Origin of the sequence: Segatella copri, assembly GCF_009494395.1 — a bacterium.
Classification (GTDB): domain Bacteria; phylum Bacteroidota; class Bacteroidia; order Bacteroidales; family Bacteroidaceae; genus Prevotella.
This window is the reverse complement of record NZ_VZCB01000052.1, coordinates 57754-82410: the sequence shown is the minus strand read 5'-3', so window position 1 is coordinate 82410 and position 24657 is coordinate 57754. Positions and strand designations below refer to the sequence as shown.

General features: G+C 43.3%; 21 protein-coding genes. 16 read left to right on the top strand and 5 right to left on the bottom strand.

Annotation, left to right across the window (positions count from 1 at the left end; translation table 11 throughout):
- Nucleotides 1–71 precede the first annotated feature (71 nt).
- Entirely contained in the window at nucleotides 72–1220 is a 1149-nt protein-coding gene (locus F7D73_RS06285) for an agmatine deiminase family protein (protein ID WP_153123153.1), read from the bottom strand.
- Between the two features lie 307 nt (nucleotides 1221–1527).
- Here F7D73_RS06285 and F7D73_RS06280 point away from each other — a divergent pair, with 307 nt between their 5' ends.
- Both F7D73_RS06280 and F7D73_RS06275 read left to right on the top strand, forming a co-directional pair.
- Nucleotides 1528–2385 (top strand): Nif3-like dinuclear metal center hexameric protein, encoded by an 858-nt coding sequence (locus F7D73_RS06280; protein WP_264949758.1) that lies wholly within the window; start codon nucleotides 1528–1530, stop codon nucleotides 2383–2385.
- Between the two features lie 31 nt (nucleotides 2386–2416).
- Complete coding sequence (locus F7D73_RS06275) at nucleotides 2417–3244, top strand: zinc ribbon domain-containing protein (protein WP_153123149.1); 828 nt, start codon at nucleotides 2417–2419, stop codon at nucleotides 3242–3244.
- 79 nt (nucleotides 3245–3323) lie between these two features.
- Here the strand turns inward: F7D73_RS06275 and F7D73_RS06270 are convergent, their stop codons facing one another.
- The 4 genes from F7D73_RS06270 to F7D73_RS06255 all read right to left on the bottom strand — a co-directional run bounded on the left by F7D73_RS06270 (nucleotide 3324) and on the right by F7D73_RS06255 (nucleotide 6750).
- Entirely contained in the window at nucleotides 3324–4133 is an 810-nt protein-coding gene (locus F7D73_RS06270; protein WP_153123147.1) for a TerB family tellurite resistance protein, read from the bottom strand.
- 138 nt (nucleotides 4134–4271) lie between these two features.
- The gene (locus F7D73_RS06265) at nucleotides 4272–4739 is read right to left on the bottom strand and encodes a MaoC family dehydratase (protein WP_153123145.1); all 468 of its coding nucleotides are present in this window, start codon (nucleotides 4737–4739) and stop codon (nucleotides 4272–4274) included.
- 82 nt (nucleotides 4740–4821) lie between these two features.
- Nucleotides 4822–6078, bottom strand: coding sequence for a nucleotide sugar dehydrogenase (locus F7D73_RS06260; protein WP_153123143.1), 1257 nt, complete (start codon nucleotides 6076–6078; stop codon nucleotides 4822–4824).
- Between the two features lie 213 nt (nucleotides 6079–6291).
- Nucleotides 6292–6750 carry a type I restriction enzyme HsdR N-terminal domain-containing protein gene (locus F7D73_RS06255; protein WP_153123141.1) on the bottom strand — a complete coding sequence of 153 codons (459 nt, stop codon included), beginning with the start codon at nucleotides 6748–6750 and terminating at the stop codon, nucleotides 6292–6294.
- Nucleotides 6751–6934: 184 nt separating this feature from the next.
- On the opposite strand from F7D73_RS06255, the gene holA reads away from it, so the two are divergent.
- From holA to F7D73_RS06185, 14 genes are all read left to right on the top strand, one after another.
- The gene (gene holA, locus F7D73_RS06250) at nucleotides 6935–7963 is read left to right on the top strand and encodes a DNA polymerase III subunit delta (protein WP_153123139.1); all 1029 of its coding nucleotides are present in this window, start codon (nucleotides 6935–6937) and stop codon (nucleotides 7961–7963) included.
- Between the two features lie 1008 nt (nucleotides 7964–8971).
- On the top strand, nucleotides 8972–9517 hold the full coding sequence (locus tag F7D73_RS06245; RefSeq protein ID WP_153123137.1) for a helix-turn-helix domain-containing protein: 546 nt from the start codon (nucleotides 8972–8974) through the stop codon (nucleotides 9515–9517).
- A gap of 263 nt (nucleotides 9518–9780) precedes the next feature.
- The gene (locus tag F7D73_RS06240; protein ID WP_153123135.1) at nucleotides 9781–10557 is read left to right on the top strand and encodes a dihydroorotate dehydrogenase electron transfer subunit; all 777 of its coding nucleotides are present in this window, start codon (nucleotides 9781–9783) and stop codon (nucleotides 10555–10557) included.
- Between the two features lie 142 nt (nucleotides 10558–10699).
- Nucleotides 10700–11608, top strand: a complete 909-nt coding sequence (locus F7D73_RS06235) for a dihydroorotate dehydrogenase (RefSeq protein ID WP_153123134.1) — start codon at nucleotides 10700–10702, stop codon at nucleotides 11606–11608.
- Nucleotides 11609–11638: 30 nt separating this feature from the next.
- Entirely contained in the window at nucleotides 11639–11911 is a 273-nt protein-coding gene (locus F7D73_RS06230; RefSeq protein ID WP_153123132.1) for a tetratricopeptide repeat protein, read from the top strand.
- A 412-nt stretch (nucleotides 11912–12323) separates the two neighbouring features.
- Complete coding sequence (locus F7D73_RS06225) at nucleotides 12324–13157, top strand: prephenate dehydratase (RefSeq protein WP_153123130.1); 834 nt, start codon at nucleotides 12324–12326, stop codon at nucleotides 13155–13157.
- A gap of 50 nt (nucleotides 13158–13207) precedes the next feature.
- Nucleotides 13208–14377: a pyridoxal phosphate-dependent aminotransferase gene (locus F7D73_RS06220; protein WP_153123128.1), complete on the top strand. Its 1170-nt coding sequence runs from the start codon at nucleotides 13208–13210 to the stop codon at nucleotides 14375–14377.
- A gap of 20 nt (nucleotides 14378–14397) precedes the next feature.
- Nucleotides 14398–15465, top strand: coding sequence for a bifunctional 3-deoxy-7-phosphoheptulonate synthase/chorismate mutase type II (locus F7D73_RS06215; RefSeq protein ID WP_153123126.1), 1068 nt, complete (start codon nucleotides 14398–14400; stop codon nucleotides 15463–15465).
- 53 nt (nucleotides 15466–15518) lie between these two features.
- Nucleotides 15519–16316 carry a prephenate dehydrogenase/arogenate dehydrogenase family protein gene (locus F7D73_RS06210; protein WP_153123124.1) on the top strand — a complete coding sequence of 266 codons (798 nt, stop codon included), beginning with the start codon at nucleotides 15519–15521 and terminating at the stop codon, nucleotides 16314–16316.
- A 131-nt stretch (nucleotides 16317–16447) separates the two neighbouring features.
- Nucleotides 16448–17815, top strand: a complete 1368-nt coding sequence (locus F7D73_RS06205) for an NAD(P)-dependent oxidoreductase (RefSeq protein WP_153123334.1) — start codon at nucleotides 16448–16450, stop codon at nucleotides 17813–17815.
- Between the two features lie 738 nt (nucleotides 17816–18553).
- Nucleotides 18554–19237 carry a hypothetical protein gene (locus F7D73_RS06200; protein WP_153123122.1) on the top strand — a complete coding sequence of 228 codons (684 nt, stop codon included), beginning with the start codon at nucleotides 18554–18556 and terminating at the stop codon, nucleotides 19235–19237.
- A 72-nt stretch (nucleotides 19238–19309) separates the two neighbouring features.
- Entirely contained in the window at nucleotides 19310–20662 is a 1353-nt protein-coding gene (gene ffh / locus F7D73_RS06195; protein ID WP_153123120.1) for a signal recognition particle protein, read from the top strand.
- Between the two features lie 30 nt (nucleotides 20663–20692).
- Nucleotides 20693–21571: a bifunctional methylenetetrahydrofolate dehydrogenase/methenyltetrahydrofolate cyclohydrolase FolD gene (gene folD, locus F7D73_RS06190; RefSeq protein ID WP_153123118.1), complete on the top strand. Its 879-nt coding sequence runs from the start codon at nucleotides 20693–20695 to the stop codon at nucleotides 21569–21571.
- A 231-nt stretch (nucleotides 21572–21802) separates the two neighbouring features.
- Nucleotides 21803–24379: an alpha-L-arabinofuranosidase C-terminal domain-containing protein gene (locus F7D73_RS06185; RefSeq protein WP_153123116.1), complete on the top strand. Its 2577-nt coding sequence runs from the start codon at nucleotides 21803–21805 to the stop codon at nucleotides 24377–24379.
- Nucleotides 24380–24657 lie beyond the last annotated feature (278 nt).

Sequence of the window (24657 nt, the reverse complement as noted above, 5' to 3'; positions counted from 1 at the left end):
TTGCTTTATTTACTTTGAACTTCTTTACTTTGGACTTTAGATTTCGAACATCTAACTTTATGCCCAACCCTTTATGTCTGCCACTGGGCAGCCTCCGGATAATCATTTCTATCTCCTTTCAGGGCTCCTTCTGGCAATTGCATGGTGAGGCAGTGGATGCTGCCATGCTGGCGAATGATGGTTCGTGAGTCTACACCGATGATGTCTCTGTCTGGGAAGGCAAGTTGTATCTGCTTGCGTGCCTCTTCGTCCTTCGCTGGCTGATTATAGGTTGGATATATCACAGCCTTGTTCTGAATCAGGAAGTTGGCATAAGTGGCAGGCAGGCGGTCACCCTTGCTGTCCTTGTCTGTAGTCAGGCGGTCACCCTCATCAAAGATTGGGTCTGGCATCGGGAGCTTGAGCAGTCGATACGGGTATCCTTCCCAGGTGAAAAGCGACTGAAGCTGCTTTTCAAGTGCCTGGAAGTCTTCATATTGCTCATCTTCCGGGTCATCACACCCTACATATAATAAGGTGTCGTGAGGAGCCACTCTGACGATGGTATCAATGTGACCATCTGTATCATCACCGATGAGATTGCCATGATCCAGCCATACCACTCTCTTAAGATGGAAGAAAGTCTTGAGCAGATGATCGATGCTGTCATGGTCGAGCGGCTGGTTGCGATGAGGAGCCAGCAGACACTGTGAGGTGGTAAAGAGAGTGCCTTTACCGTCACTTTCTATGCTTCCACCTTCCAGTACAAACCCCTGATGGTTTTCCATGTCGGCATTGAAGGCAGCCATATAGTATAGCTTCAGATTGATGGCATTGTCTTTTTCCCATCTGAACTTCTCTCCCCAACCGTTGAATTTGAAGTCGAGCATACGGATTGGCACCATCCATGTGTTTTGCTTTTTCCGCAAAACCATCGTAATAGGGCCGTGGTCACGTGCCCAGGTATCATTGCTCTCTACCTCGTAGAGATGTATACGGTTCATTTGCTCCTGATTCAGATGGTTTTCCAGCAGGAGCTGGATACCAGTCACGTCGGGTGTAGCTACAAGCAGATGCTCATAGCGGGTAATGATGTCTGCCAATTCCAGATAAGTCTGGCTTATCTCTGGCAGGTAGGGCTTCCAATCGGTGCCCGCATGTGGCCATGTCAGCATGATGGCACTTTGTGGCTCCCATTCTGCTGGGAGTGCGAAATCGCAAGGCAATGTGGATTGATACATAAGCTGTACTTTTTAGTCAAATTCCAAGCTTGGCTTTTTGGGCTCGGCTTTTTATCTGTTTTTTTTTGTTATTTCTAATATGTTTGCAAAATTAATAAAAAATCTACAACTTCCGAGTATTTTTGTGGAATATTTTATGCAAAAGCAAAAGTTTTTATTAAAAAAAATTAAAGGGAGCATGGAATGAGAATAAAATCAAGGAAAAATGCTTAACTTTGCAATCTAAAATGATAAAAACAGGCGAAATCCATGTCGGTGGGAATGATTAGCGGGCAGGATGAGTCTTTTAAAACATAATAATAGGAGCGTGAAAATAAAACAGGTAGTTGATGCCCTTGAACATTACGCGCCTCTGCCCTTGCAGGAAGGATATGATAATGCCGGCTTGCAAGTTGGATTGACAGAGGCGGTAGAAATGTCAGGGGCATTGTTGTGTCTTGACGTCACTGAAGAGGTGGTGGAGGAGGCTGTTCAAAAGGGATGTAATCTCATCGTTAGCCATCATCCGCTGATATTTCGCAAGTTGGCGAGAATATCAGATGAAAACTACGTTCAACGTACTGTGCGCAAGGCGATTAAGAACGATATTTCTATCGTGTCGATGCATACCAATATGGATGCTGCGACGGGGGGCGTGAACTTCAAGATTGCTGAGAAGCTGGGACTGGAAAATGTCAGGTTCTTCGGTGGTGAAAAGGAAGTGGACGGAGTGAAAGGCGGAAATGGAGTTATCGGAGAAATCTCGGATGAGGATATTCTGCAAGCTGCTGAGGCTGGCAAACTTTCTGAAGAGGTGAAGAATCACTTTGCTGAAGGAATTGCTGCTGATGACCTGGTGCTGCTGCTTCGTGAAAGATTCGGTGTAGAGTGCGTGCAGTGTAATCAGCTTCTGCGCCGACCAATCCGCAAAGTGGCGCTATGTGGCGGTTCGGGTTCCTTCCTGTTGGAAGAGGCTATCCAGGCTGGAGCTGATGCCTTTATCACGGGCGAGATGAGCTATCATGAGTATTTCGGTCATGAACAGGAAATACAGATTTGTGTCATCGGACATTATCAGAGCGAGCAGTTCACCAGCGAAATCTTCCGTAGCATAATCCAGGAACAGTTCCCGGAAGCAAAATGCTATATCTCGGAAATTAATACGAATCCAATTATATATTTATAAAATAAGGTTTAAAAATTAGATATACAGAATTATGGCAAAGAAAGATCCTACAGATTTGACAGTGGAAGAGAAGTTGAAGACTCTCTATCAGCTTCAGGTTACCTTGTCTGGCATTGATCAGAATCGTGAGTTAAGAGGTGAGTTGCCTCTCGAAGTTGAGGATTTGGAAGACGAGATTGCTGGTTTGACAACTCGTATTGAGAATATTCAGCGCGAGATGGAGCAGTTTGACCGTGCAGTATCTCAGAAGCAGCAGGAAATTGCTGATGCGCAGGCTAGCGTAGAGCGCTATCATGCTCAGCTCGAGACTGTAAGCAACAACCGTGAGTATGATACTTTGAGTAAGGAAATCGAGTTCCAGGAGTTGGAAATCGAGCTTTGCAATAAGAAGATTCGCGAGGGATTGCAGCAGATTCGTGAGCGTGAGTTCGACTTGCACAAGGCTGAGGAGCAGAAAGCTGACCGCGAGAAGGGCTTGGTAGAGAAGCGTTCTGAACTGGAAGACATCATGGCTGAAACCCGTGAGGAAGAGGAGCGTTTGAAGGAGAAGGCTCTGGAGCTTGAAAAGAAGATTGAGCCACGTTTGCTCGCTAGCTTCAAGCGTATCCGTAAGGGTGCTCGCAATGGTCTCGGTATCGTATACGTACAGCGTGATGCTTGTGGTGGTTGCTTCAACAAGATTCCACCTCAGCGCCAGTTGGATATCAAGATGCACAAGAAGATTATCCCTTGTGAGTACTGTGGACGTATTCTCATCGACCCAGAATTGGCTGGTATCAAGGTAGCTTCTCCTGCTACTGAAGAGAAGCCAAAGCGCAAGCGCGCTATCCGTAAGAAGAAGGCTGAAGACGGAGAATAAAAAATAGTAAAATAAAAATCGCCCTGAAAGAGTAAAAGCAGCATTTTTCTGGCTTTTACTTTTTCAGGGCGTTTTTGGGTTAGATTCCTCTTGCTTTAAAGATGCGTTCCTTGGCATCGTTTATTTCCTGGAATTTCTTTTCAGCTGCACGGCGTACGTCTTCGCCCAATGCTGCCACCTTGTCGGGATGATGCTTGAGCGCCATCTTGCGATAGGCTGCTTTTACTTCATCATTGGAGGCTTCCGGACTGATGCCGAGTATACGGTAAGCGTCAGCAAGACTGTCTGATGATGAGCCGCTCGCAAGATTGAGCATCTGATCAACGTCTTCTGCTGATAATCCCATGTGGATGGCTACTTCCTTGAGTGCCTGTATCTCAGCTTGGGACACAACACCATCGGCTTGGGCTATCATAACCAGAAAGTTGAGCAACTGAAGGCGTTGTTCGTACATCATATTGGAACGTATCTGATGACAGCTGTCTTGAATGACGCTGCGATACTGTTGCATGCCAATACGTTTCTGCTGTTCAAAGAGTTTCAGGAGGATTTCTTCTCCCTGCTGTTTGGCTGCTTCGCCAAAATTCTGTCGGAGGAAGTTGCGTACCAGCTCCATCTCTGAATGCATAATCTTGCCATCGGCATTGATGATGTATGAGGAGAGTACGAGGAGCGAGAACATGAATGAGTTTCGCTCGCCTTCATAGTTTCGGCGTTGCCCGCTGTAGGCTTCATAGGCATTGCTATATTCCCGATTGTTGTATCCCTCCTTGTTTACCTCGTCCAGTCCGTGGTCGAAAAGAGAGCCTAGGGCAAAGCCAGCCAGGGCTCCAAGAGGGCCGGCGGTGATGAAACCGAGAAATCCGCCTATCCATTTTCCTGCTGCCATAAAAAATATCGATATTTATGTAAGGTGTTCTCTTTCTGAATAGAGAAACCGTTCTTTTTTAATTGAAAAGAAAATGTCCTTCTCTCGTGTCGTCTTGAGCAGAAGGACAATTTACTGTTTCTTTATGAATATTCCTCTTTAGTTGTTGAAATAATAGAGGAATGATGCGATTCCTGAGAGGGCAGGCTTGCGCTGACCTTCAATCTCAATGCTGAACTTGATGCTGGTCTTACAGATGCCACGAAGGTTCTGGATGTCGTGGAGGGTAGCAACAAGGCGAACACGTGAACCAGTGATGACTGGCTGGCCGAAACGCATCTGGTCCATACCGTAGTTGACGAGCATCTTAAGGTTGTTTACCTCCAAAATCTGCTGCCAGAGATAAGGCAATACTGAGAGGGTAAGATAACCATGAGCGATAGTGCTATGATAAGGGCTCTCAACCTTGGCACGCTCTACATCTACGTGAATCCACTGTGGATCGAGAGTTGCATCTGCAAACTTGTTGATACGTTCCTGGTCAATCTGCAACCAGTCTGATTCTCCTAACTTCTCACCGAGGTGAGATGCAAATTCCTCATAGGAATTGATTACTAATTTTGCCATTTTTATCTATTTTGATGTTTATTATTTAATATCTAACATTTAAATAGGCTTGCGCCTTATAAGCTTTGAAGTCTTCACTCTCTTAGTCTCTTCTGAAAATATCGCGAGTATAAACTTTCTCTTCTACATCATCCAGACATTTATCGTATCTGTTGGCGATGATAGCCTGACTCTGCAGCTTGAATGCATCGAGATCATTCACAACCCGGCTGCCAAAGAAGGTGCTTCCGTCTTTCAAGGTTGGCTCATAGATGATGACTTGTGCGCCTTTAGCCTTGATGCGTTTCATCACGCCCTGTATGCTGCTTTGACGGAAGTTGTCGCTGTTACTCTTCATGGTGAGTCGGTATACACCGATGACGCATGATTTCTCTTCTTCCTCGTTATAATTGTTCTGGTTGGCATAGTCATAATAGCCTGCCTTATTGAGCACACGGTCTGCAATGAAATCCTTTCGGGTGCGATTGCTCTCTACAATGGCTTGGATCAGGTTCTCTGGCACGTCTGCGTAGTTTGCCAGCAACTGTTTGGTATCTTTTGGAAGGCAGTAGCCGCCATATCCGAACGAAGGGTTGTTGTAGAATGTGCCGATGCGGGGATCCAACCCTACACCGTCAATGATGGCTTTGGTATCAAGTCCCTTCATCTCGGCATAGGTATCTAACTCGTTGAAGTAGCTTACGCGGAGAGCCAGATAGGTATTGGCGAAGAGTTTTACGGCTTCTGCCTCGGTTAGTCCCATATATAGGGTTTCGATATTTTCCTTGATGGCACCTTCTTGCAAAAGAGCAGCAAAGGTATGGGCAGCCTTGTCTAGTCGTTCATTGTCTTTTGGACGACCAATGATAATGCGGCTAGGGTAGAGGTTGTCGTAAAGTGCCTTGCTCTCACGTAGAAACTCTGGTGCAAAGATGATGTTGTCGCTACCCATCTTTTTGCGAATGTTTTCTGTATATCCTACGGGGATGGTACTTTTAATTACCATGATGGCTTCTGGGTTAACCTCTTTTACCAACTGAATGACTTCTTCTACATGGGATGTATCAAAGTAGTTTTTGACAGGGTCATAGTTGGTTGGGGTAGCAATTACAACGAAGTCTGCATCTTTGTAAGCTGCAGCCCCATCGGTTGTTGCTTTGAGATTCAGCTCTTTCTCGGATAAGTACTTTTCTATGTACTCGTCCTGAATTGGAGAGTGGCGGTTATTGATGAGATCCACTTTTTCTTGAATCACGTCTACTGCCACAACTTCGTGGTGCTGACTCAGGAGTGTTGCTATACTCAGACCAACATAGCCAGTACCTGCTACAGCTATCTTTTTTATATTGTCGTTTGCCATTTTGCTTTATAACCTATATATTAGGTACCTTCAATAATGATGAGTACCCATACATTATTAACTATATTTTTTGCAAAGATAGTATAAAAGAGGGAGACTACAAAAAGAAATGGGATTTTTTATCATAAAATAACCCTCTCAAAATTTGCGAATTTTAGAACGGCTGATTAATTGGCCGTAAATTCGCAAATTTTGAAAGGAGATAATATGTGGCTAAAGTGTCAATAAATCCGAATAGTTAGGGATATCTTCAAGAAATAAATATTTTTTACCGTCATAATCCATCTTACAAATATAGTGCTCCAGACCGTTGCTGACAACCAGAAAGTCAACATGAAGTAGGAGATTGTAGGTCGAGACTTGGTCGAAAACTTTTTGAGTGATGGGAATGTGCGGAGCTTTGTATTCTATAATCATTCTGGGTTGAAGTTCCCGGGAGTAGAGAACACTGTCAGCACGCAAAACTTTATCGCCACATTGCAGCTGGATCTCATTGGCGAGTAGGGCAGCAGGGTATCCTTTATGCTCGATAAGAAAGTGGATGAAGTGCTGTCGCACCCATTCTTCAGGAGTGAGTGCGATATATTTTCTTCGTAGAATATCGAGGATTTTTGGTTGCTGCTTAGTACCAGAAATCTTCATTTCGAAAGGTGGTAAATTTAAGCGAATCATTTTTTCTATACCTTATTATATATTATATACTTTTATTTTCTCTACCTTATTATATATGTAGTTCGAATAATTTTTGTATCTTTGCATGCAGAAATGCAGGCTGTAATAACTGGCAAAAAGCGCGAATGGAAAGCCTGCATGATTGCAGCAAGATTGCTTGTGCAAAAGTACAAAAAATAATTCAATGGCAGAAAAGAAAAGTGGAATAAGTTACGAGCAAATCATAAAAGATTTGAAAGCTCGGAAGTTTGCGCCTGTCTATGTTTTGATGGGTGATGAATCTTTTTATATAGATAAGATCTGTGATTTTATCAGTGAAAATGTGCTTAAACCGGAAGAGCAGGATTTCAATCAAACCGTAGTTTTTGGCGCTGATGTCAATGCTATGCAGGTGGTTGATATGTGCAAAGGCTATCCGATGATGGCTGAATATAGGGTGGTGGTAGTGAAGGAAGCTCAGAATTTGCGGAATTTGGAACCGCTGGAAAAGTATCTCCTGAATCCTGTAAAAACAACAATTCTTGTTTTGTGTCATAAAAACGGAAGTATTGACCGACGGAAGAAGTTTATTCCGCAAGCTGAAAAGGTGGGAGTGGTCTTTGAAAGCAAGAAGCTTTATGACCGTCAGCTACCTGGTTTTATTGAAACGTACCTCAAGAGTAGGAAATCTACAATAGAACCCAAGGCTACTCAGATGATAGCGGATCATATTGGTGCTGATTTGCATCGTCTTACTTCGGAGCTTGATAAGTTGCTCATTTCTCTTCCTGAGAAAGATCGACGTGTCACTCCTGAGTTGGTGGAGAAGAAAATAGGGGTAAGTAAGGATTTCAATGCGTTCGAACTTCGGAGTGCTATTATAAACCGAGATGTTTATAAGGCAAATCTGATAATAAAATATTTTGACGGAAATCCAAAGAGTGGTTCGCTCTATGCGTTACTCCCAATACTCTTCAGTTATTTCCAAAACTTGATGATTGCTTATTATGCACCTAATAAACAGAATGAAAATGAACTCGCAAAATTCTTGGATTTGCGTGGAACTTGGGCAGTGCGTGATTATATCACAGGAATGAGAAACTATTCTGGCATGAAGGTGATGGAGATTATTGATAAGTTTAAGGAGGTAGATGCGAAGAGCAAAGGTCTCGATAATCCATTTACTTCGGCAGGCGAATTGATGAAAGAACTTATATTTTTTATTCTTCACTAGTTGTGGGGTAGAGTAGGCGAGCTTCTGCTGGGAGTTTTCTCTCGACAGAAGCTCGCTTGCGTTTTCTCTCTTTTGAACCAGGTTAAGCTGAGTAGCTTCCAACTAGCGTTTAGCTTTGTAAATTCTTGCTGAAAGGGGTGTTTTGAGCAGTAAAAATGAGATTTTTCAGGGTTCTGAAAACGTGTTTTTGGGCTCAAAAATGATAAAAAAGGTGATTTCCTAAGCTAGATGGCTATTTCTGGGATTTAGCTCAAATAGTACATAATATATGTGATTATCAGATATTTATGTAAAATAACCCCTTCCATTACTCGCATATTTTCATCCATCCCCTCCTATGGGCTAGAATACGACGAAAATGGAAAAATTTACCATTTTCAGTTGCCTGATAATTGACGTTTGTATTTTTTAAGGTTTATGTTTTGAGAGTTTATTAATGTGAATTTACAAAATACAATCCTGCATTTTGGTTTATAAATATAAATATTAGAAAACTAAATTCTTTATAGAGGGATTTATGTTTACAAATATAAATATGAATTTTTGGTTTTATATTGATAAATGTATAAATATTCGTGATAAATGTGTAGTTCGTATCTTGTTGTAACTCAGTTATTTATGAGATTGTATTACTCTATAAACCTAGTTTAATATGTTAGGTAATAGGAAAATAACGTATAAAACGTTATATTAATAATGGTTTGTATTAGTTATGGTTTTATAAATCAGTGAGTTAGGTGAAAATATTAAAGAAATGAATTGTTAAATGTTTTGTTTTTGAAGTTGATATTTATAAATATAAACCTAAAAACCGAAGTAAGGTTGAATAGAATTTTAGATTCGTAAATATAAAGATAAAGTTTAAAAAACTAAAATCTATTGCAAATGTTTGGATATTTCGATTTTTTGTTTTACCTTTGTAAAATCAAACGAAAATGGCGTTAAAAAACGCCTGTTCGGAAATTAAACATAGAAATTAGACATAAGTAAACGATAAAATTTTAGAGTATGAAAGATAGAATCAAACAGCTGATGGATGACCAGCATCTTACTCAGCAAAGCTTTGCTCAGTTGATAGGTAGCACACCTGCAACATTGAGTAATATTTTCAATGGAAAGACCAATCCGTCACTCAGTATTGTGGATGGGATTCATAAGAGTTTTCCTCAGGTAAATGTGTATTGGATACTCTATGGTACTCCTCCTATGTACAATAGTCAGGAGGCTCAGGCGGATGGGAATGAAGACCTGGCTAATGGTCTAGATCCTATGAATGAAAGCTTAGCAGCGAAAGCAGGAAGCATGACGGGTAGTTCCGCCAGACCTGTAGGTTCTTCTGTAGAAGCTACTCTTGATTTTGGTGCGGCTAGTAGTACTGGCTCCCCTACTTCCCCATCGCTTTTTGAGCAGCCTCAAATGCAAGGTGTAAACCGTACACCTAAAAATATTGCTCAAACGGAGGTAAAGTATGTGGACAAACAACAGAGAAAGATTACTGAGATTCGTATTTTCTATGATGATCAGACTTGGGAGACCTTTGTTCCTAAAAAGTAAAAGTCAGACCTTTCGAATGTGGTTCAAGTACGGCTTGATGATTTAAAAACTTCTTGCTCATGGTTGTGCCCAAGGTATAATAGAAGTCGTCAAGGCGTCCTGGGTGATTAGAAAATCTGAAAAAAAACTTAGTTTCTTTTCGTTAAGTCAGATTTTTGGTGTACCTTTGCATTTAGAAGTCACGTGTGCATGGTTTATTTGAAAGAATGCAATAGCGTGCATATACATATTATATATAATAAGCATATAAAATTAGCATTAAGATGAAAAAATATGTTCTCGACCTAAAGGTAGTTTCTGTTGAAGCGCTCAGCGATAAGCACGTTTTGATAAAGCTTACCGATGAAAAGCCTTTGCCGGAAATTTTGCCTGGCCAATTTGTAGAAGTAAAGGTAGAGCATTCGCCTACCACAATGCTTCGTCGTCCTATCTCCATTAATTATGTGGATCGTGAAAATAATCAGCTTTGGTTGCTTGTGGCAATGGTTGGAGATGGCACTCGTCAGCTCGGACAGTTGAAGGCCGGTGATTCTCTCAACTGTATGTTGCCTCTTGGTAATGGCTTTACAATGCCTTCTGAAAAGAGTCAGAAATTTCTGCTTGTTGGTGGTGGCGTAGGTGTAGCTCCACTTCTATATTTTGGTAAACTTATCAAGGATTTTGGAGCTGAGGTTGTGTTCCTGTTGGGAGCACGTTCTGCAAAAGATTTGCTTGAACTGGATGAATTTGCTAAGATCGGTAAGGTTTGTATTACTACCGAAGATGGTTCTGCGGGCGAAATAGGCTTTGTGACCAATCATTCGGTTTTGGAGAATGAGAAATTTGATATGATTTCTACTTGTGGTCCTAAGCCGATGATGGTAAGCGTGGCTCGCTTTGCAAAGAAGGCAGGTGTAGAATGTGAGGTCTCTCTGGAGAATAAGATGGCTTGCGGTGTTGGTGCTTGCCTCTGTTGTGTAGAGAAAACTACTGAAGGAAATCAGTGTGTTTGTAAGGATGGTCCTGTCATCAATATCAAAAAACTCACTTGGGATATTTAGTGAAGCAGGAAAATAAAGAATGAAGTTGTCTCTTGCTCTAACGGTGGGTGGGAAAAGTGAAGAAACTTCTTATATTAGAGTGGGGAACGGTATCGGAAAATCTTTGTTTTGTAAAAACATTTTTAATGATTATTAAAAGATTATGGCTGATTTAAGTGTAAATATAAAGGATTTGAAATTGAAGAATCCTGTGATGACTGCATCGGGTACTTTCGGCTACGGCTTGGAGTTTGCTGATTTTGTTCCATTAGAGGAAATCGGTGGTATTATCGTTAAAGGTACAACTCTGGAACCTCGTGAGGGAAATGACTATCCGCGTATGGCAGAAACACCTCAGGGAATGCTTAATTGCGTGGGACTTCAGAATAAGGGTGTAGATTATTTCTGCGAACATATCTATCCTCAGATAAAAGATATTGATACCAATATGATTGTGAATGTGAGTGGGCATTCGCCTGAAAGCTATGCAGAGTGTGCTGCGCGCATCAATGAACTGGAGAAGATTCCTGCTATCGAGCTGAATATCTCTTGTCCAAACGTGAAAGATGGCGGTATGGCATTCGGTGTTACTTGTGAAGGTGCCGCAAGCGTTGTGAAAGCTGTTAGAAAGGCATATCATAAGACGCTTATCGTGAAGCTTTCTCCTAACGTAACCAATATTGCTGATATTGCCCGTGCTGTAGAGGCAGAGGGCGCAGACTCTGTTTCACTTATCAATACTTTGATGGGTATGGCTGTTGATATTGAGAAGCGTCAGCCTTTGTTGAGTATTCGTACAGGCGGCTTGAGCGGTCCTTGCGTGAAACCTGTGGCTTTGCGTATGGTTTGGGATGTAGCGCATGCTGTGAAGATTCCTGTAGTTGGTTTGGGTGGTATACAGAATGCCAAGGATGCTATCGAATTCCTGATGTGTGGAGCAACGGCTATTGAGATTGGTACTGCCAATTTTGTTGATCCTGCGGTTACGAAGAAGGTAAAGGATGGCATTAATGAATGGCTTGATGCACACGGATGTGCTTCTGTTACCGAAATCATTGGCGCCATCTCGTAGTTTTCCACATTAATTAAATAGAAGGATAATATGGATTTAAATGAGATGAATCCTGTGCTCTTGATTGCTACCCTGACTCAACAGATTGTGGAGCAGGAGAAGATAGCTGAGGCTGAAGTCGGAAATGCAGAAAACAAGACTGCCCTGAGTGAAAATCTTCTGAAGCGTGGGCGGCTGTTGATGCAGATGGGCGACGAGGAAGGAGCACAGCAAGATATGCAGCGATATCTGCAACTGAATCCTGAAAAGATAGAAGAGTTGACAGGTGAGTTTAAGGCAGAAGGTAGAGAACATTGTCATTAGACTCAGTTTCCGTCAGAAATGAGTAGCAGGAATCTATTTTCTTCTGATAAAAATCTGCAAGAAATAAGCTTTTTCTGATAAAAATCTGCTAAAAAAATGCTTTAGAACAGAAAATATAAGCAAAATTCAGAAAAAAGTGACAAATTGTTTGGTGGTATCAGATAAAAGTGTTACTTTTGCAGTCGTAATATTAACAATTAAAATAATAAGACAATGAAGAAGTTGAACGCATACTTTTTTAGCTATTACTTTTACTTTGCAAGCGATTGTAAAGCGGGAAGTTGCGTGTAAATTTCAACTTAGGATATTAGATTCTTTGAAATCATCGAAACGGTCCCGCTCTATACAGAGTTGGACCGTTTTTCGTAAACGTTCTTAAGTAAACATTGGGTTAGAGATAAGAAACAAGGCAATGAAGAGAATAGCAATACAAGGAGAGTTGGGATCTTTCCACGACATCGCTGCCCATCAGTATTTCGAGGGGGAGCAGATAGAGCTGATATGTTGCGCCACCTTCGAAGGGGTGTTTGAGAATATCAAGCGCGATCCAACCGTGGTTGGTATCTGTGCCATAGAGAATACGATTGCGGGAAGTTTGCTTCACAACTATGAGTTGTTGCGGGAGAGCGGTACGACTGTTGTGGGAGAACATAAACTTCATATAGAGCATAGCATCTGCTGCTTGCCTGATGATGACTGGAGTTCCCTCCAGGAAGTTCATTCTCATCCTGTGGCTTTGATGCAGTGCGGTAAGTTTCTTGCCAATCATCCGGACTTGAAAGCTGTGGAAGCAGAAGATACTGCTGGTTCTGCAGCTTATATAGCTCAGCATAAGGTGCATGGATGGGCTGCTATCTGTTCTGCCTATGCTGCCCACATGTATGGCATGAAGGTATTGCAGGAAGAAATCCACGATAATCCGCACAATTATACCCGGTTTCTGGTGGTCTGTAATCCGCAGAAGGCGGCTCTGCTTCGCCCTATCGAGAAAGCAAACAAGGCTAGTATCGTCTTCAGCTTACCTCATACAGAAGGATCGCTCTCCAAGGTACTCACCATTCTTAGTTTCTATGACATCAATCTGACAAAGATTCAGTCGTTGCCGAATATCGGACATGAATGGGAATATCTCTTCTATGTGGATCTTACCTTTGATAATTTGACACGTTATCGCCAAAGTATTGATGCCATCACACCGCTGGTCAAGGAAATCAAGGTGCTTGGTGAATACGAGGAGAAGGAATAGATTGAAATGAATAGTTAATAGTTGACAGTTAAGAATTAAAAATAAGAATTATGATACAACCAGCCAATAGAGTAACGGAAATACAGGAATACTACTTCAGTCGCAAGCTGAAGGAAGTGGCTAAGTTAAATGCCGAGGGCATGGACATTATCAGCCTTGCCATTGGAAGTCCAGACATGCCGCCTTCTAAGCAGACTATCGATAAGCTCTGCGAGGTAGCCAATAATCCTAACGCACATGGTTATCAGCCTACAGTGGGCATACCGGAATTGCGTAAGGCTATGGCTGGATTTTATAAGCGTTGGTATGATGTAGACCTTGACTGGGCTACGGAAATCCAGCCGCTTATCGGTAGCAAAGAGGGTATTCTGCACGTAACGCTTGCATTCTGCAATCCTGGTGATGAGGTACTCATTCCTAATCCTGGTTATCCAACCTATACAGCCATCAACAAGATTCTTGGAACCAAGATTACTTATTATGATCTGCGTGAGGACAATGGGTGGCAGCCCGATTTCGATGCCCTGGAGAAGATGGACCTGAGCCACGTAAAGCTGATGTGGACCAACTATCCTAACATGCCGACAGGCGGTGTGGCGAAGCGCGAAACCTACGAAAAGCTGGTGGCATTCGCCCAGAAGCACAACATCGTGGTGGTGAACGACAACCCATATTCGCTCATCCTCAACGAGCACCCAATGAGCATCATGCAGGTGCCGGGAGCCAAGGACTGCTGCATCGAGTTCAATTCCCTGAGCAAGAGCCACAACATGCCAGGCTGGCGTGTGGCGATGATTTCAAGCAATAAGACATTTATTTCTTGGATTCTGAAAGTGAAGAGCAATATCGATAACGGATCCTTCCGTGGTATCCAACTTGCTGCAGCTGAAGCTATGCTCAATAATACTGATGAGTGGCATCGTGAGAATAATATTGCTAATTATCGCCGTCGCCGTGATATTGCAGAAGAAATCATGAAGGTGCTCGATTGCAAGTTCGATCCTAATCAGGTGGGAATGTTCCTCTGGGGTAAGATACCCGAGAAGTACACAGAGGTAGAAGATCTCACTGAGAAGATTCTCCATGAGGCTCGTGTGTTTATCACACCAGGATTTATCTTCGGAAGTAATGGCAAGCGATATATCCGTATCAGCCTCTGTGCCAAGGATGAGAAAATGAAGGAGGCATTGGAAAGAATAAAAAAAGTATTTGAATCATAAGAACATAAAAATATACGACTATGGAATTAGAATTAGAACCATTGAATTTTCCTAGTGACCAGGAACGCCCTTGTATCATTGCAGGTCCATGCTCTGCAGAGACAGAAGAGCAAGTGATGACTACCGCAAAACAGTTGGCAGCTAAGGGTTGCCACATGTTCCGCGCAGGTGTTTGGAAGCCACGTACCAAACCAGGAGGTTTCGAGGGAAATGGCGAGGTTGCTTTACCTTGGATGAAGCAGGTAAAGGAAGAGACTGGTATGCTCACTGCTACCGAGGTGGCTACTCCTGAGCATGTAGAGCTCGCCTTGAAATATGGAATCGATATTCTCTGGGTAGGTGCACGTACATCCGCCAACCCATTTGCCATGCAGGCTCTTGCTGATAGCTTGAAGGGTGTGGACGTTCCGGTATTGGTAAAGAATCCTGTAAACCCAGACCTCGAACTTTGGATTGGTGCTCTTCAGCGTATTAATCAGGCTGGTATCAAGAAGCTTGGTGCTATCCACCGTGGTTTCTCAAGTTTCGATAAGAAAATCTATCGCAATCTTCCAATGTGGCAGATTCCTATTGAATTGCACCGTCGCCTGCCTCAGTTGCCTATCATCTGTGATCCTAGCCATATCGGTGGTCGTCGCGATTTGATTGCTCCTCTTTGCCAGCAGGCTATGGACTTAGGTTTTGATGGTCTTATCGTAGAGAGCCATTGCAGTCCTGATGATGCCTGGAGCGATGCTAAGCAGCAGGTTACTCCAGAAATCCTGGATTACATCCTGAGTCTTCTCGTAGTACGTGATGAGCATTATTCAACAGAAGGTCTGCATCAGTTGCGTGGTCAGATTGATGAACTCGACAATCAGCTGATGGATCTCTTGGCTAAGCGTATGCGTGTATGCCGTGAGATTGGTACTTACAAGAAGGAGCATAATATGACTATCGTTCAGACCAACCGTTATAACGAGATTCTTGACAAGCGTGGTGCTCAGGCTTCGCTCTGTGGCATGAGCCCTGAGTTTGCTGCTCAGATTTTTGAGCACATTCACGAAGAGAGTGTTCGTCAGCAGTTGGAAATTTTGAATCAGAAGTAAATTAAGTGAAGAGTGAACTTCGTTCTTCACTCTTCGTTCTTCACTTAAATATTATGAGAATATTAATCATGGGAGCAGGAAAGATGGGAAGTTTCTTCATCGACCTGCTCAGCTTCGATCACGAGGTGGCAGTTTTCGAGAAGGATGCCAAGCGTCTGCGTTTCACATATAACTGCTACCGCTTTACTAAAATGGAGGAGATAGAGATGTTCCGTCCTGAGCTTGTCATCAATGCTGTGACGGTAAGATACACTCTTTCTGCCTTTGAAGAGGTGTTGCCACATCTCTCTCACGACTGTATCATTTCGGATATTGCATCTGTAAAGACTGGTTTGCAGGAATTCTATGAAAAGAGTGGTTTCCGATTTGTGAGTACGCACCCGATGTTTGGTCCTACTTTCGCCAATTTGAATCAGCTTTCTGAAGAGAATGCTGTTATTATCAAAGAGGGTTACTATATGGGTAAAATCTTCTTTAAGGATCTGTATCAGAAGTTGGGATTGAGTCTTCATGAATATACTTTTGATGAGCATGACCAGACGGTGGCTTATTCGTTGAGTATTCCTTTTGTAAGTACTTTCGCATTTGCTGCGGTTATGAAACATCAGGATGCACCTGGTACAACCTTCAAGCGTCACATGCAGATTGCCAAAGGGGTGTTGAACGAGGATGATTATCTGTTGCAGGAAATTCTCTTCAACCCATATACTAGTGGTCAGGTAGCACAGATTCGCGAGGAGCTCGCTGAATTGATTGATATCATCGATCATAAGGATGCCAAACGCATGAAGGTATTCCTCACAAAGATTAGAAATCATGTGAAGGAAGATATTGAAATCAAGAAATCATAATAGTTAATTATAATAAGTCTTATAGGGAGTCTTGTATGGGAATATTGGACTCTCTTTTTTAAAAAAAAAAGATTGTAAAACATTAAAGAAGAGTAGTAATGGACGAACAGACAAGTCAGAAAGGAATAGATATGGATGAGCAGCAAGCTCAGGTTGATACCTCTGCCGCTTTTCAGGTTGTAAACGAGGGGTTCTCTACCCGTGAGGCGATAGAGGAAGCAAAACGTTGTTTACACTGCAAGATTCCGCAGTGTAAGAAGGGATGTCCAATAGAAAACGACATTCCTGACTTTGTGCATGAACTCTCTATGGGTAACATGGGTGCAGCAATGAGTATCCTCAATGCAAAAACTAATTTGCCTGCTATCTGTGGACGAGTATGCCCTCATGAGAAGCAGTGTCAAGGTCATTGTGTGCTTGGAAAGAAGGGCAAGCCTGTACAGATTGGAAAACTGGAACAGTTTGTTGCTGATTTTGATACGAAGATGAAACTTTCCCGTGAACGCTTGCCACAGAAGACCCGTGGTCGTATAGCTGTCATTGGTTCTGGTCCTGCAGGTTTGACTGTTGCGGGCGATTTGGCTCGTCAGGGTTTTAATGTTACTATTTTTGAGGGACAGGCAGAGCCGGGAGGAGTCTTGATGTATGGTATTCCTGAGTATCGTTTGCCTAAGAGCGTTGTACGTGATGAGATCAGTAAGATTGAGGCATTGGGTGTTCAGTTTATCACCAACTGTATGGTAGGTGAGAACAATGTTACGATAGACAGTCTTTTCCGTGCAGGCTATGATGCCATCTTTATGGGAACAGGTACCAGTGTACCTCAAAATATGGATTCTACTCCTGGTTCAAACCTTCACGGCGTAAGCCAGAGCACATACTTCCTGCATAATGTAAATGCCTATAGTGAAGGAGCTTTGACTCGTGATATGGTGCCTTTGCGTGATGGAGAGAGGGTTGGTGTGATTGGTGGTGGTAATGTGGCTATGGATGCTGCTCGTACTGCCATTCGTCTCGGTGCTGATGTAACCGTGCTTTATCGTAAGACGCAGGAAGAGATGCCTGCCATCAAGAGTGAGTATGAGGAAGCGCTCAAGGAAGGGGTGAAATTTGAGTGGAAGACCACCGTTGAAGCTTTCCTCAAAGGTAAAAATGGCCGTCTTGGAAGTTGTGTATTGAATACTCCTGAGGGCGAAAGAGTTGAAAAGTTCGATCGTATTTATCTGGCCATTGGTTCGAGACCTGCCAACCGTATTGTGTCTACTACCGAGGGTATAGAGGTAGATGAGAAGGGATACGTAAAGGTGGTGGAGCGTCCTTTCGGTATGACAACCCGTCGCGGTGTTTTTGCCGGAGGTGATGTGGTCCACCGTCCTCAGACTGTTGTCTTGGCAATGAAAGCAGCCAAGGAAGTGGCACAGGGTATCGCTCAGTATGTGGATGCCATCAAGTTGCTTGAAGAGGCTAAGCGTATTGAGAAGCAGGGTATTGCAGAATAAATCCCTTATTTGCAGACTGGCGACTCTGGTATATTTTATAGGGGCACCTTTGTTTCTTTGATAGAGACTGAGATGTCCCTATATTTTTTATAGTTCTCATCAATTTGCTAGCATTACTTCCCTCCCCGTTGGGATAGGAATATCATTCTCTTTGAATGACGCTGCAAAGATACGAAATCTGAAAACGCTACTTCATACTTTCTCATACTTCCTCATACTTTCTCACACTTTCTCATACATAGATTATGGTTCACCGAGAAAAAAGAGCAGGACGCTTCCTGTTTGTTATTACTTCTTATCTCCATGCTGCTTTTGAAGTATAAGTATCATACTTACGGAGTGAAAGTGACATACTTATGGGGTGAAAGTATCATACTTAGTCCTCGACAGTAACCGCAGGGCGTTTTTTGCAAATCTGAACTCTGAATGCTGAATACTGAAAAAACCTGCGTTAAATATGTGTTAAATATATAGTGTAACTATTTATATATCATTTCTTTATATTCTTTCTTGATCGCGCTGTATATCAAAGATGTAAAACCGATAAGTTCAGCTTCAGATGTTCAGAAATCTGTTATGAAAATAAAAAAAAGGGGATTTACCCTTTAAATGAACTTAAACTTCTTAAGGAAATCTAAGGAGTATCAGATTTTATCATTACTTTTGTATTTAAAAGAACAAAATATAGCAAAGATATTTGCTACGAACAAGGAAAAGATAAAAACTGAGGAAATAAATATGAAACGAATTATATTGATTTTTGTAGTATTACTTGCTATGATAGGGCAGGTTGCCTATGCGCAGAAGACATGTGTCATCGCATCGGCAGAAGATCATGTGCCTATCCGTGAAGCACTTATCCATACAAACAATAATCATTGGGCAAGAACCGATTATCGGGGATATTGGACGATGCGTTACCAGTTTGATTCAGCAACAGTTTCGAAACCTGGTTATATGAAGGCTACTATCAGATACAAGGAATTGCCTGATACAGTGTTTCTTTTACCGGAAGCCAAGCAGTTGGGTGAGGTAACCGTTTGGGGCAAGAACCAGGAAAACGTCGGCAAGGTGAAGAGCCAGGCCTGCCAGGAAGCTGTGGAGGCAGGCAGAAATGCTGCACTGGGACATACCCGTCTGGTAGGCTTCGACCTGGGCAACATGATGGACAGTCAGGGGCGTCGCGACCAGAAACATCTGAAGGAGGCCAAGAAGGTGTTCTCGAAGATGGAAAACAAGGATCCGCTCATCAATGCCTACGAAAAAGCTACGGGAAAGAAGTATGAACTGAATAATCCTATCAATCTGAGCGCTAACAAGAAAGAAACTTTGGAAAAGCAGGATGAGACCAAGCAGGAATCATCAGAGAAAATGCTTCCAAATGTTCAAAATGATGCAAAAGAGCAAGAAAATGAAAAATAATTGAGATTGAGTTGGCTTTCTCGGAAAAAGTTCGTAACTTTGTGCCCGAAATAAAAAAGTACAATTAAGAACATGTTTGAAAATTTAAGTGATAGACTAGAACGTTCCTTCAAAATACTGAAGGGTGAGGGTAAAATTACCGAAATCAACGTGGCGGAGACCATGAAGGATGTGCGCCGCGCACTCCTTGATGCCGATGTTAACTATAAAGTGGCAAAGGAATTCACTAATAAGGTGAAGGAAAAGGCGCTCGGTATGAATGTGTTGACTGCTGTGAAGCCTGGTCAGTTGATGGTGAAGCTGGTTCATGATGAACTTGCAGAACTCATGGGTGGAGAAGAGGCTCCATTGAAGCTCGAAGGTCATCCGGCCATCATCCTTATGAGCGGTCTTCAGGGTTCTGGTAAAACTACATTCAGTGGTAAACTTGCCAATATGCTCAAGACAAAGAAAGGTAAGAAGCCATTGCTCGTAGCCTGCGACGTATATCGTCCTGCTGCAATCCAGCAGCTCCATGTTGTGGGTGAACAGGTTGGTGTTCCTGTATATAGTGAGCCTGATAATAAGGATGTATGTATTATTGCCGACCATGCTATCCAGCAGGCAAAGACCAATGGCAATGACGTGGTTATCGTCGATACTGCCGGTCGTCTTGCCATCGATGAGCAGATGATGAATGAGATCAGTAATCTCAAGAATCATCTTCATCCTGATGAAACTCTCTTTGTTGTTGACTCTATGACGGGTCAGGATGCTGTCAATACAGCCAAGGAGTTTAATGACCGTCTTGATTTCAATGGTGTTGTATTGACCAAGCTTGATGGTGATACCCGTGGTGGTGCTGCCCTCAGTATCCGTACCGTAGTTACCAAGCCTATCAAGTTTATCGGTACCGGTGAGAAGATGGAGGCTATTGATGTGTTCCATCCAGCCCGTATGGCAGACCGTATTCTCGGAATGGGTGATGTTGTATCTCTCGTAGAGCGTGCGCAGGAGCAGTTCGACTTGGAGGAGGCAAAGAAGTTGGAGAAGAAGATTCGCAAGAATCAGTTTGATTTCAACGACTTCTACAATCAGATTCAGCAGATTAAGAAGATGGGTAACATCAAGGACTTGGCAGCCATGATTCCTGGTGTGGGCAAGGCTATCCGCGATGTTGATATTCCTGAAGATGCATTCAAGGGCATCGAGGCTATCATTCAGAGTATGACTCCTAAGGAGCGTACCAATCCTGCTATCCTCAATACCTCTCGTCGTCAGCGTATTGCAAAGGGTTCGGGTACTAATATCCAGGAAGTGAACAAGCTTATCAAGCAGTTCGATCAGACTCGCAAGATGATGCAGATGATGACAGGCAACAAGATGGCTCAGATGATGAGCCGTATGAAGGGTATGCCAGGTATGCCTAAGATGCCAGGAATGTAAGAATAAGTACAATCATAATCATAATTTCAAATGCAGCTAATAGACGGAAAGGCGACAGCAGCCGCCATTAAAGAACAGATAGCCCAGGAGGTAGCCCAGATTGTGGCTAACGGAGGAAAGCAGCCACATCTGGCTGCAATTCTTGTGGGCCATGACGGAGGTAGCGAGACCTATGTGAAGAACAAGGTCTTGGCGTGTGAAAAATGTGGATTTAAGTCGACCCTTATCCGCTATGAAGAAGATGTTACCGAGGAAGAGTTGCTGGCTTGTGTGGATAAACTGAATCATGATGATGACGTTGATGGCTTTATCGTGCAGTTGCCTCTGCCTAAGCACATTGATGAGCAGAAGGTTACGATGGCTATAGATTACCGCAAGGATGTGGATGGCTTCCATCCGGTCAATGTGGGAAGAATGGCTATTGGTTTGCCTTGCTTTATCTCGGCTACTCCACTTGGCATTCTCACTTTGCTGCAGCATTATCAGATAGAAACAAGTGGCAAGAAGTGTGTCATCCTAGGCAGAAGCAACATCGTGGGCAAACCAATGGCTCAGTTGATGATGCAGAAGCAATATGGCGACGCCACTGTCACCGTGTGCCATTCTCATTCGGCTCATCTGAAGGAGGAATGCCGAGAAGCAGACATCATCATTGCTGCTATCGGCAAGCCTGATTTCGTTACTGCCGACATGGTGAAGCCGGGAGCCGTGGTCATCGATGTGGGTACCACCCGTGTGCCTGATGCATCGAAGAAAAGCGGATTCCGCCTGAATGGCGACGTGAAATTTGATGAGGTGGCAGAGAAGTGCTCTTTCATCACTCCTGTACCTGGAGGTGTAGGACCGATGACTATCTGTTCTTTGATGAAGAATACTCTTGCCGCCGGAAAAAAAGAGTTTTATAAATAGGTCTATTCTGCCCCAAAAGTGTAGAAAAGACCGTTATGCGATTCGTGGAGGTAGGCTACTGTTAAGCAACCTGCCTTTTTTCATATATTTACATAGTTTATTTATTAAGCGTATGTATTTATGTATATTTAATCGTATATATATCATATCCTCTATATATAAATATGTATATATAATTAAGGTGAAACAATAGAAATCTAAAAACAAATCAGATAATTTAAATTAGAAAATATGATGAAACCAAAGTATCTACTCTTCTCGGCGGCATTGCTGGCTATGACGCAAGCTGTGGCGCTGACTCCGGTAAAGAAGCAAATCAGTAAGGTGGCTGCCCGAAACAAGGTGGCTGCTGCGAGTGTGGCTAGTGCGCCTATAGATAAGGATGCACCGGCTTATAGAATCGTGGGCAAGGATTCCACTTGCCAAATCTTTGTTTATTCTCCTGCGGCAGACCAGGGCTTGCATCTGGCTTATCTCACCGACGATGATCGCTGGGTGGATGTAGGTCAGCTCTGTGCCAGCGACTTCGGTCCGTGGGGCAGCGAGAAGAAGATGTATCGCCCGTTTGTGATGAAGGCGAACGATGGCACCTGGCGTGCGCTCTGGAGTGTGAATACCCGTTCGCCTCAGTTTGCCGTGGCTTATTCAGAGGATTTGGTTACCTGGCGCCCTCAGGATTATCCTATCATGAAGGAGAAGGGTATCAAGGATGTGGCTGCCTATCAGATGGACGACGGATCTTTCGATATCTATCTGAAAACTGCCAAGGGCAAGCGATATGTGCATGCCGACAAGGATTTCCGCACCTTTGAAGAGGATTCGCTGGAAGCCACAGCCGACGATATACTCTGGCAGCGTGATACGGCTACCATCAACGGTAAGTTGGTGGAAGGCAACGATTTCGAGATTCCTGCCATCCATCTCAACTATATCCGTGCCTGGCACAAGGCACTAGCCGAGGAAAACAGAGAGAACAGCAGACTCTTGCCTCATAACGAAGCTGAGCTTCAGGCTTATCTGAAGGAAAAGAATGTAGAACTGGCTGCCGGCAACGAGGTTTCTGCCCAGCTTCAGATCAAGGCTCAAAAATCGCATCGCATCTCTGACAAACTCATCGGTATATTCTTCGAGGATATCAGCCGTGCTGCTGATGGTGGCCTTTGTGCCGAGCTGCTGCAGAATGGCGACTTTGAGTATAACGGAGAAAGAAAAGGCTGGAATGCCATCACGGCATGGCAGGGATTGACTTCAACCTCTGTTGTTTCTTCGGAAAATGGTGTGAGCCGGAACAATCCTCATTATGCCATCCTGGGCGAGACACCTATTTATAATATAGGCTGGGAGGGCATCACCGTGAAGCGTGCTGCCTACGATGTGAGTCTCTATGCCCGCTGCATGGATGGCAAGAAAAAGCAGCTTACCGTGGCCTTGGTGGATGCTGAGAACCAGATAGTGGCTCAGGCTAAACTGAAGGTGCAGGGCGGCGAATGGAACGAATATAAGACCCAGCTCGTGATTTCTGATAAATATAAGGGTGAACTAGACAAGGATATCCGTTTTGCCGTTATCCCTAAGGGTAAAAACAGAGTGGCTGTGGATATGCTGAGCCTCATGCCGCAGGATACCTATAAGGGACATGGACTGCGCAAGGATCTGGCAGAGGTAATCGCTGATTTGAAGCCTCGCTTCGTAAGATTCCCGGGCGGCTGCATGCTTCATGGTCAGGGTTTGGAGAACATCTATCACTGGAAGGAGAGCGTGGGACCACTGAAGGACCGCAAGCCGGCTAAGAATATCTGGAACTATCACCAGACTCGCAAACTGGGCTTCTTTGAGTATTTCCAGTGGTGCGAGGATATGGGCGCAGAGCCTCTGCCTGTATTAGCTGCAGGCGTACCTTGTCAGAATTCTCAGCCTAATGCTGATGGAATCTGTGGTCAGCAGGGAGGAATCCCAATGTCGGAGATGCCGCAGTATGTTCAGGATGTGCTCGACTTGGTGGAGTGGGCGAATGGCGACCCTGCTACATCAAAGTGGGCTAAGATGAGAGCCGATGCAGGTCATCCTGCTCCTTTCAATCTGAAGATGGTGGGAATCGGTAACGAGGATTTGATTTCAACAGATTTCGAGAAGCGCTATCTGATGATATGTAAAGCTTTGAAGGAGAAGCATCCTGAGATAGAAGTTATAGGTACGGTAGGTCCATTCCATTACCCATCTTCTGATTATATTGAGGGGTGGAAGATTGCCAAGGAGAATAAGCAATGGATTGATGCGGTGGATGAACATTACTACGAGAAGCCGGGATGGTTCATCAATCATCAGGACTACTACGATAACTACGACCGCAAGGCTCCGAAGGTATATCTGGGCGAGTATGCTGCCAACGGCAATAATGAGTTGGACCGTGCCCTAGCCGAAGGCATCCACCTCTGCAATGTAGAGCGTAATGGTGATGTGGTAGAAATGACCTCCTATGCTCCGTTGCTCTGCAAGAACGGTTATAGCAACTGGAATCCGGATATGATTTACTTCGACAACTCTGAGAAGATTCGTCTTACCGAAAGCTATAAGATGCAGAAAATGTTTGGTCAGCATGCAGGTGATACCTATGTTGTTTCTGAACTGAATTTGTCTGCAGCCTTGAAGCGTTATGTAGGTACCAGCGTGGTAAAGAATTCTAAAACCGGTAAGACCTGGCTCAAGGTGGTGAATGCATTGCCACGTACACTCAAGCTTCAGGTCAGTGGCCTTGGTGACAAGGTTGTAGAAGTAAAGGGACGTTCTGCCCAGGTTTTTGAATTGTAGTTTTTTATCAGATAACATAGAAGTATCCACGGAATGCATGAATATTGCAGAATTTCATGTGTTTCGTGGATTTTTGATTGCACAATTCTATATAAATGTGCGCATTCTATAATAAATCGTAAGCAATTTATTGTATTTTCTAACAAAAAATAGCGTTATTTTGAAAGTTTATGCGAAATTAGTTGGTTATTACATAAATTCTCTGTATCTTTGCACTCAATTATAGAATCTGGAGCATTTTAAAGGCTCTTTTTTATGATATTGAATAGAAATTTAGA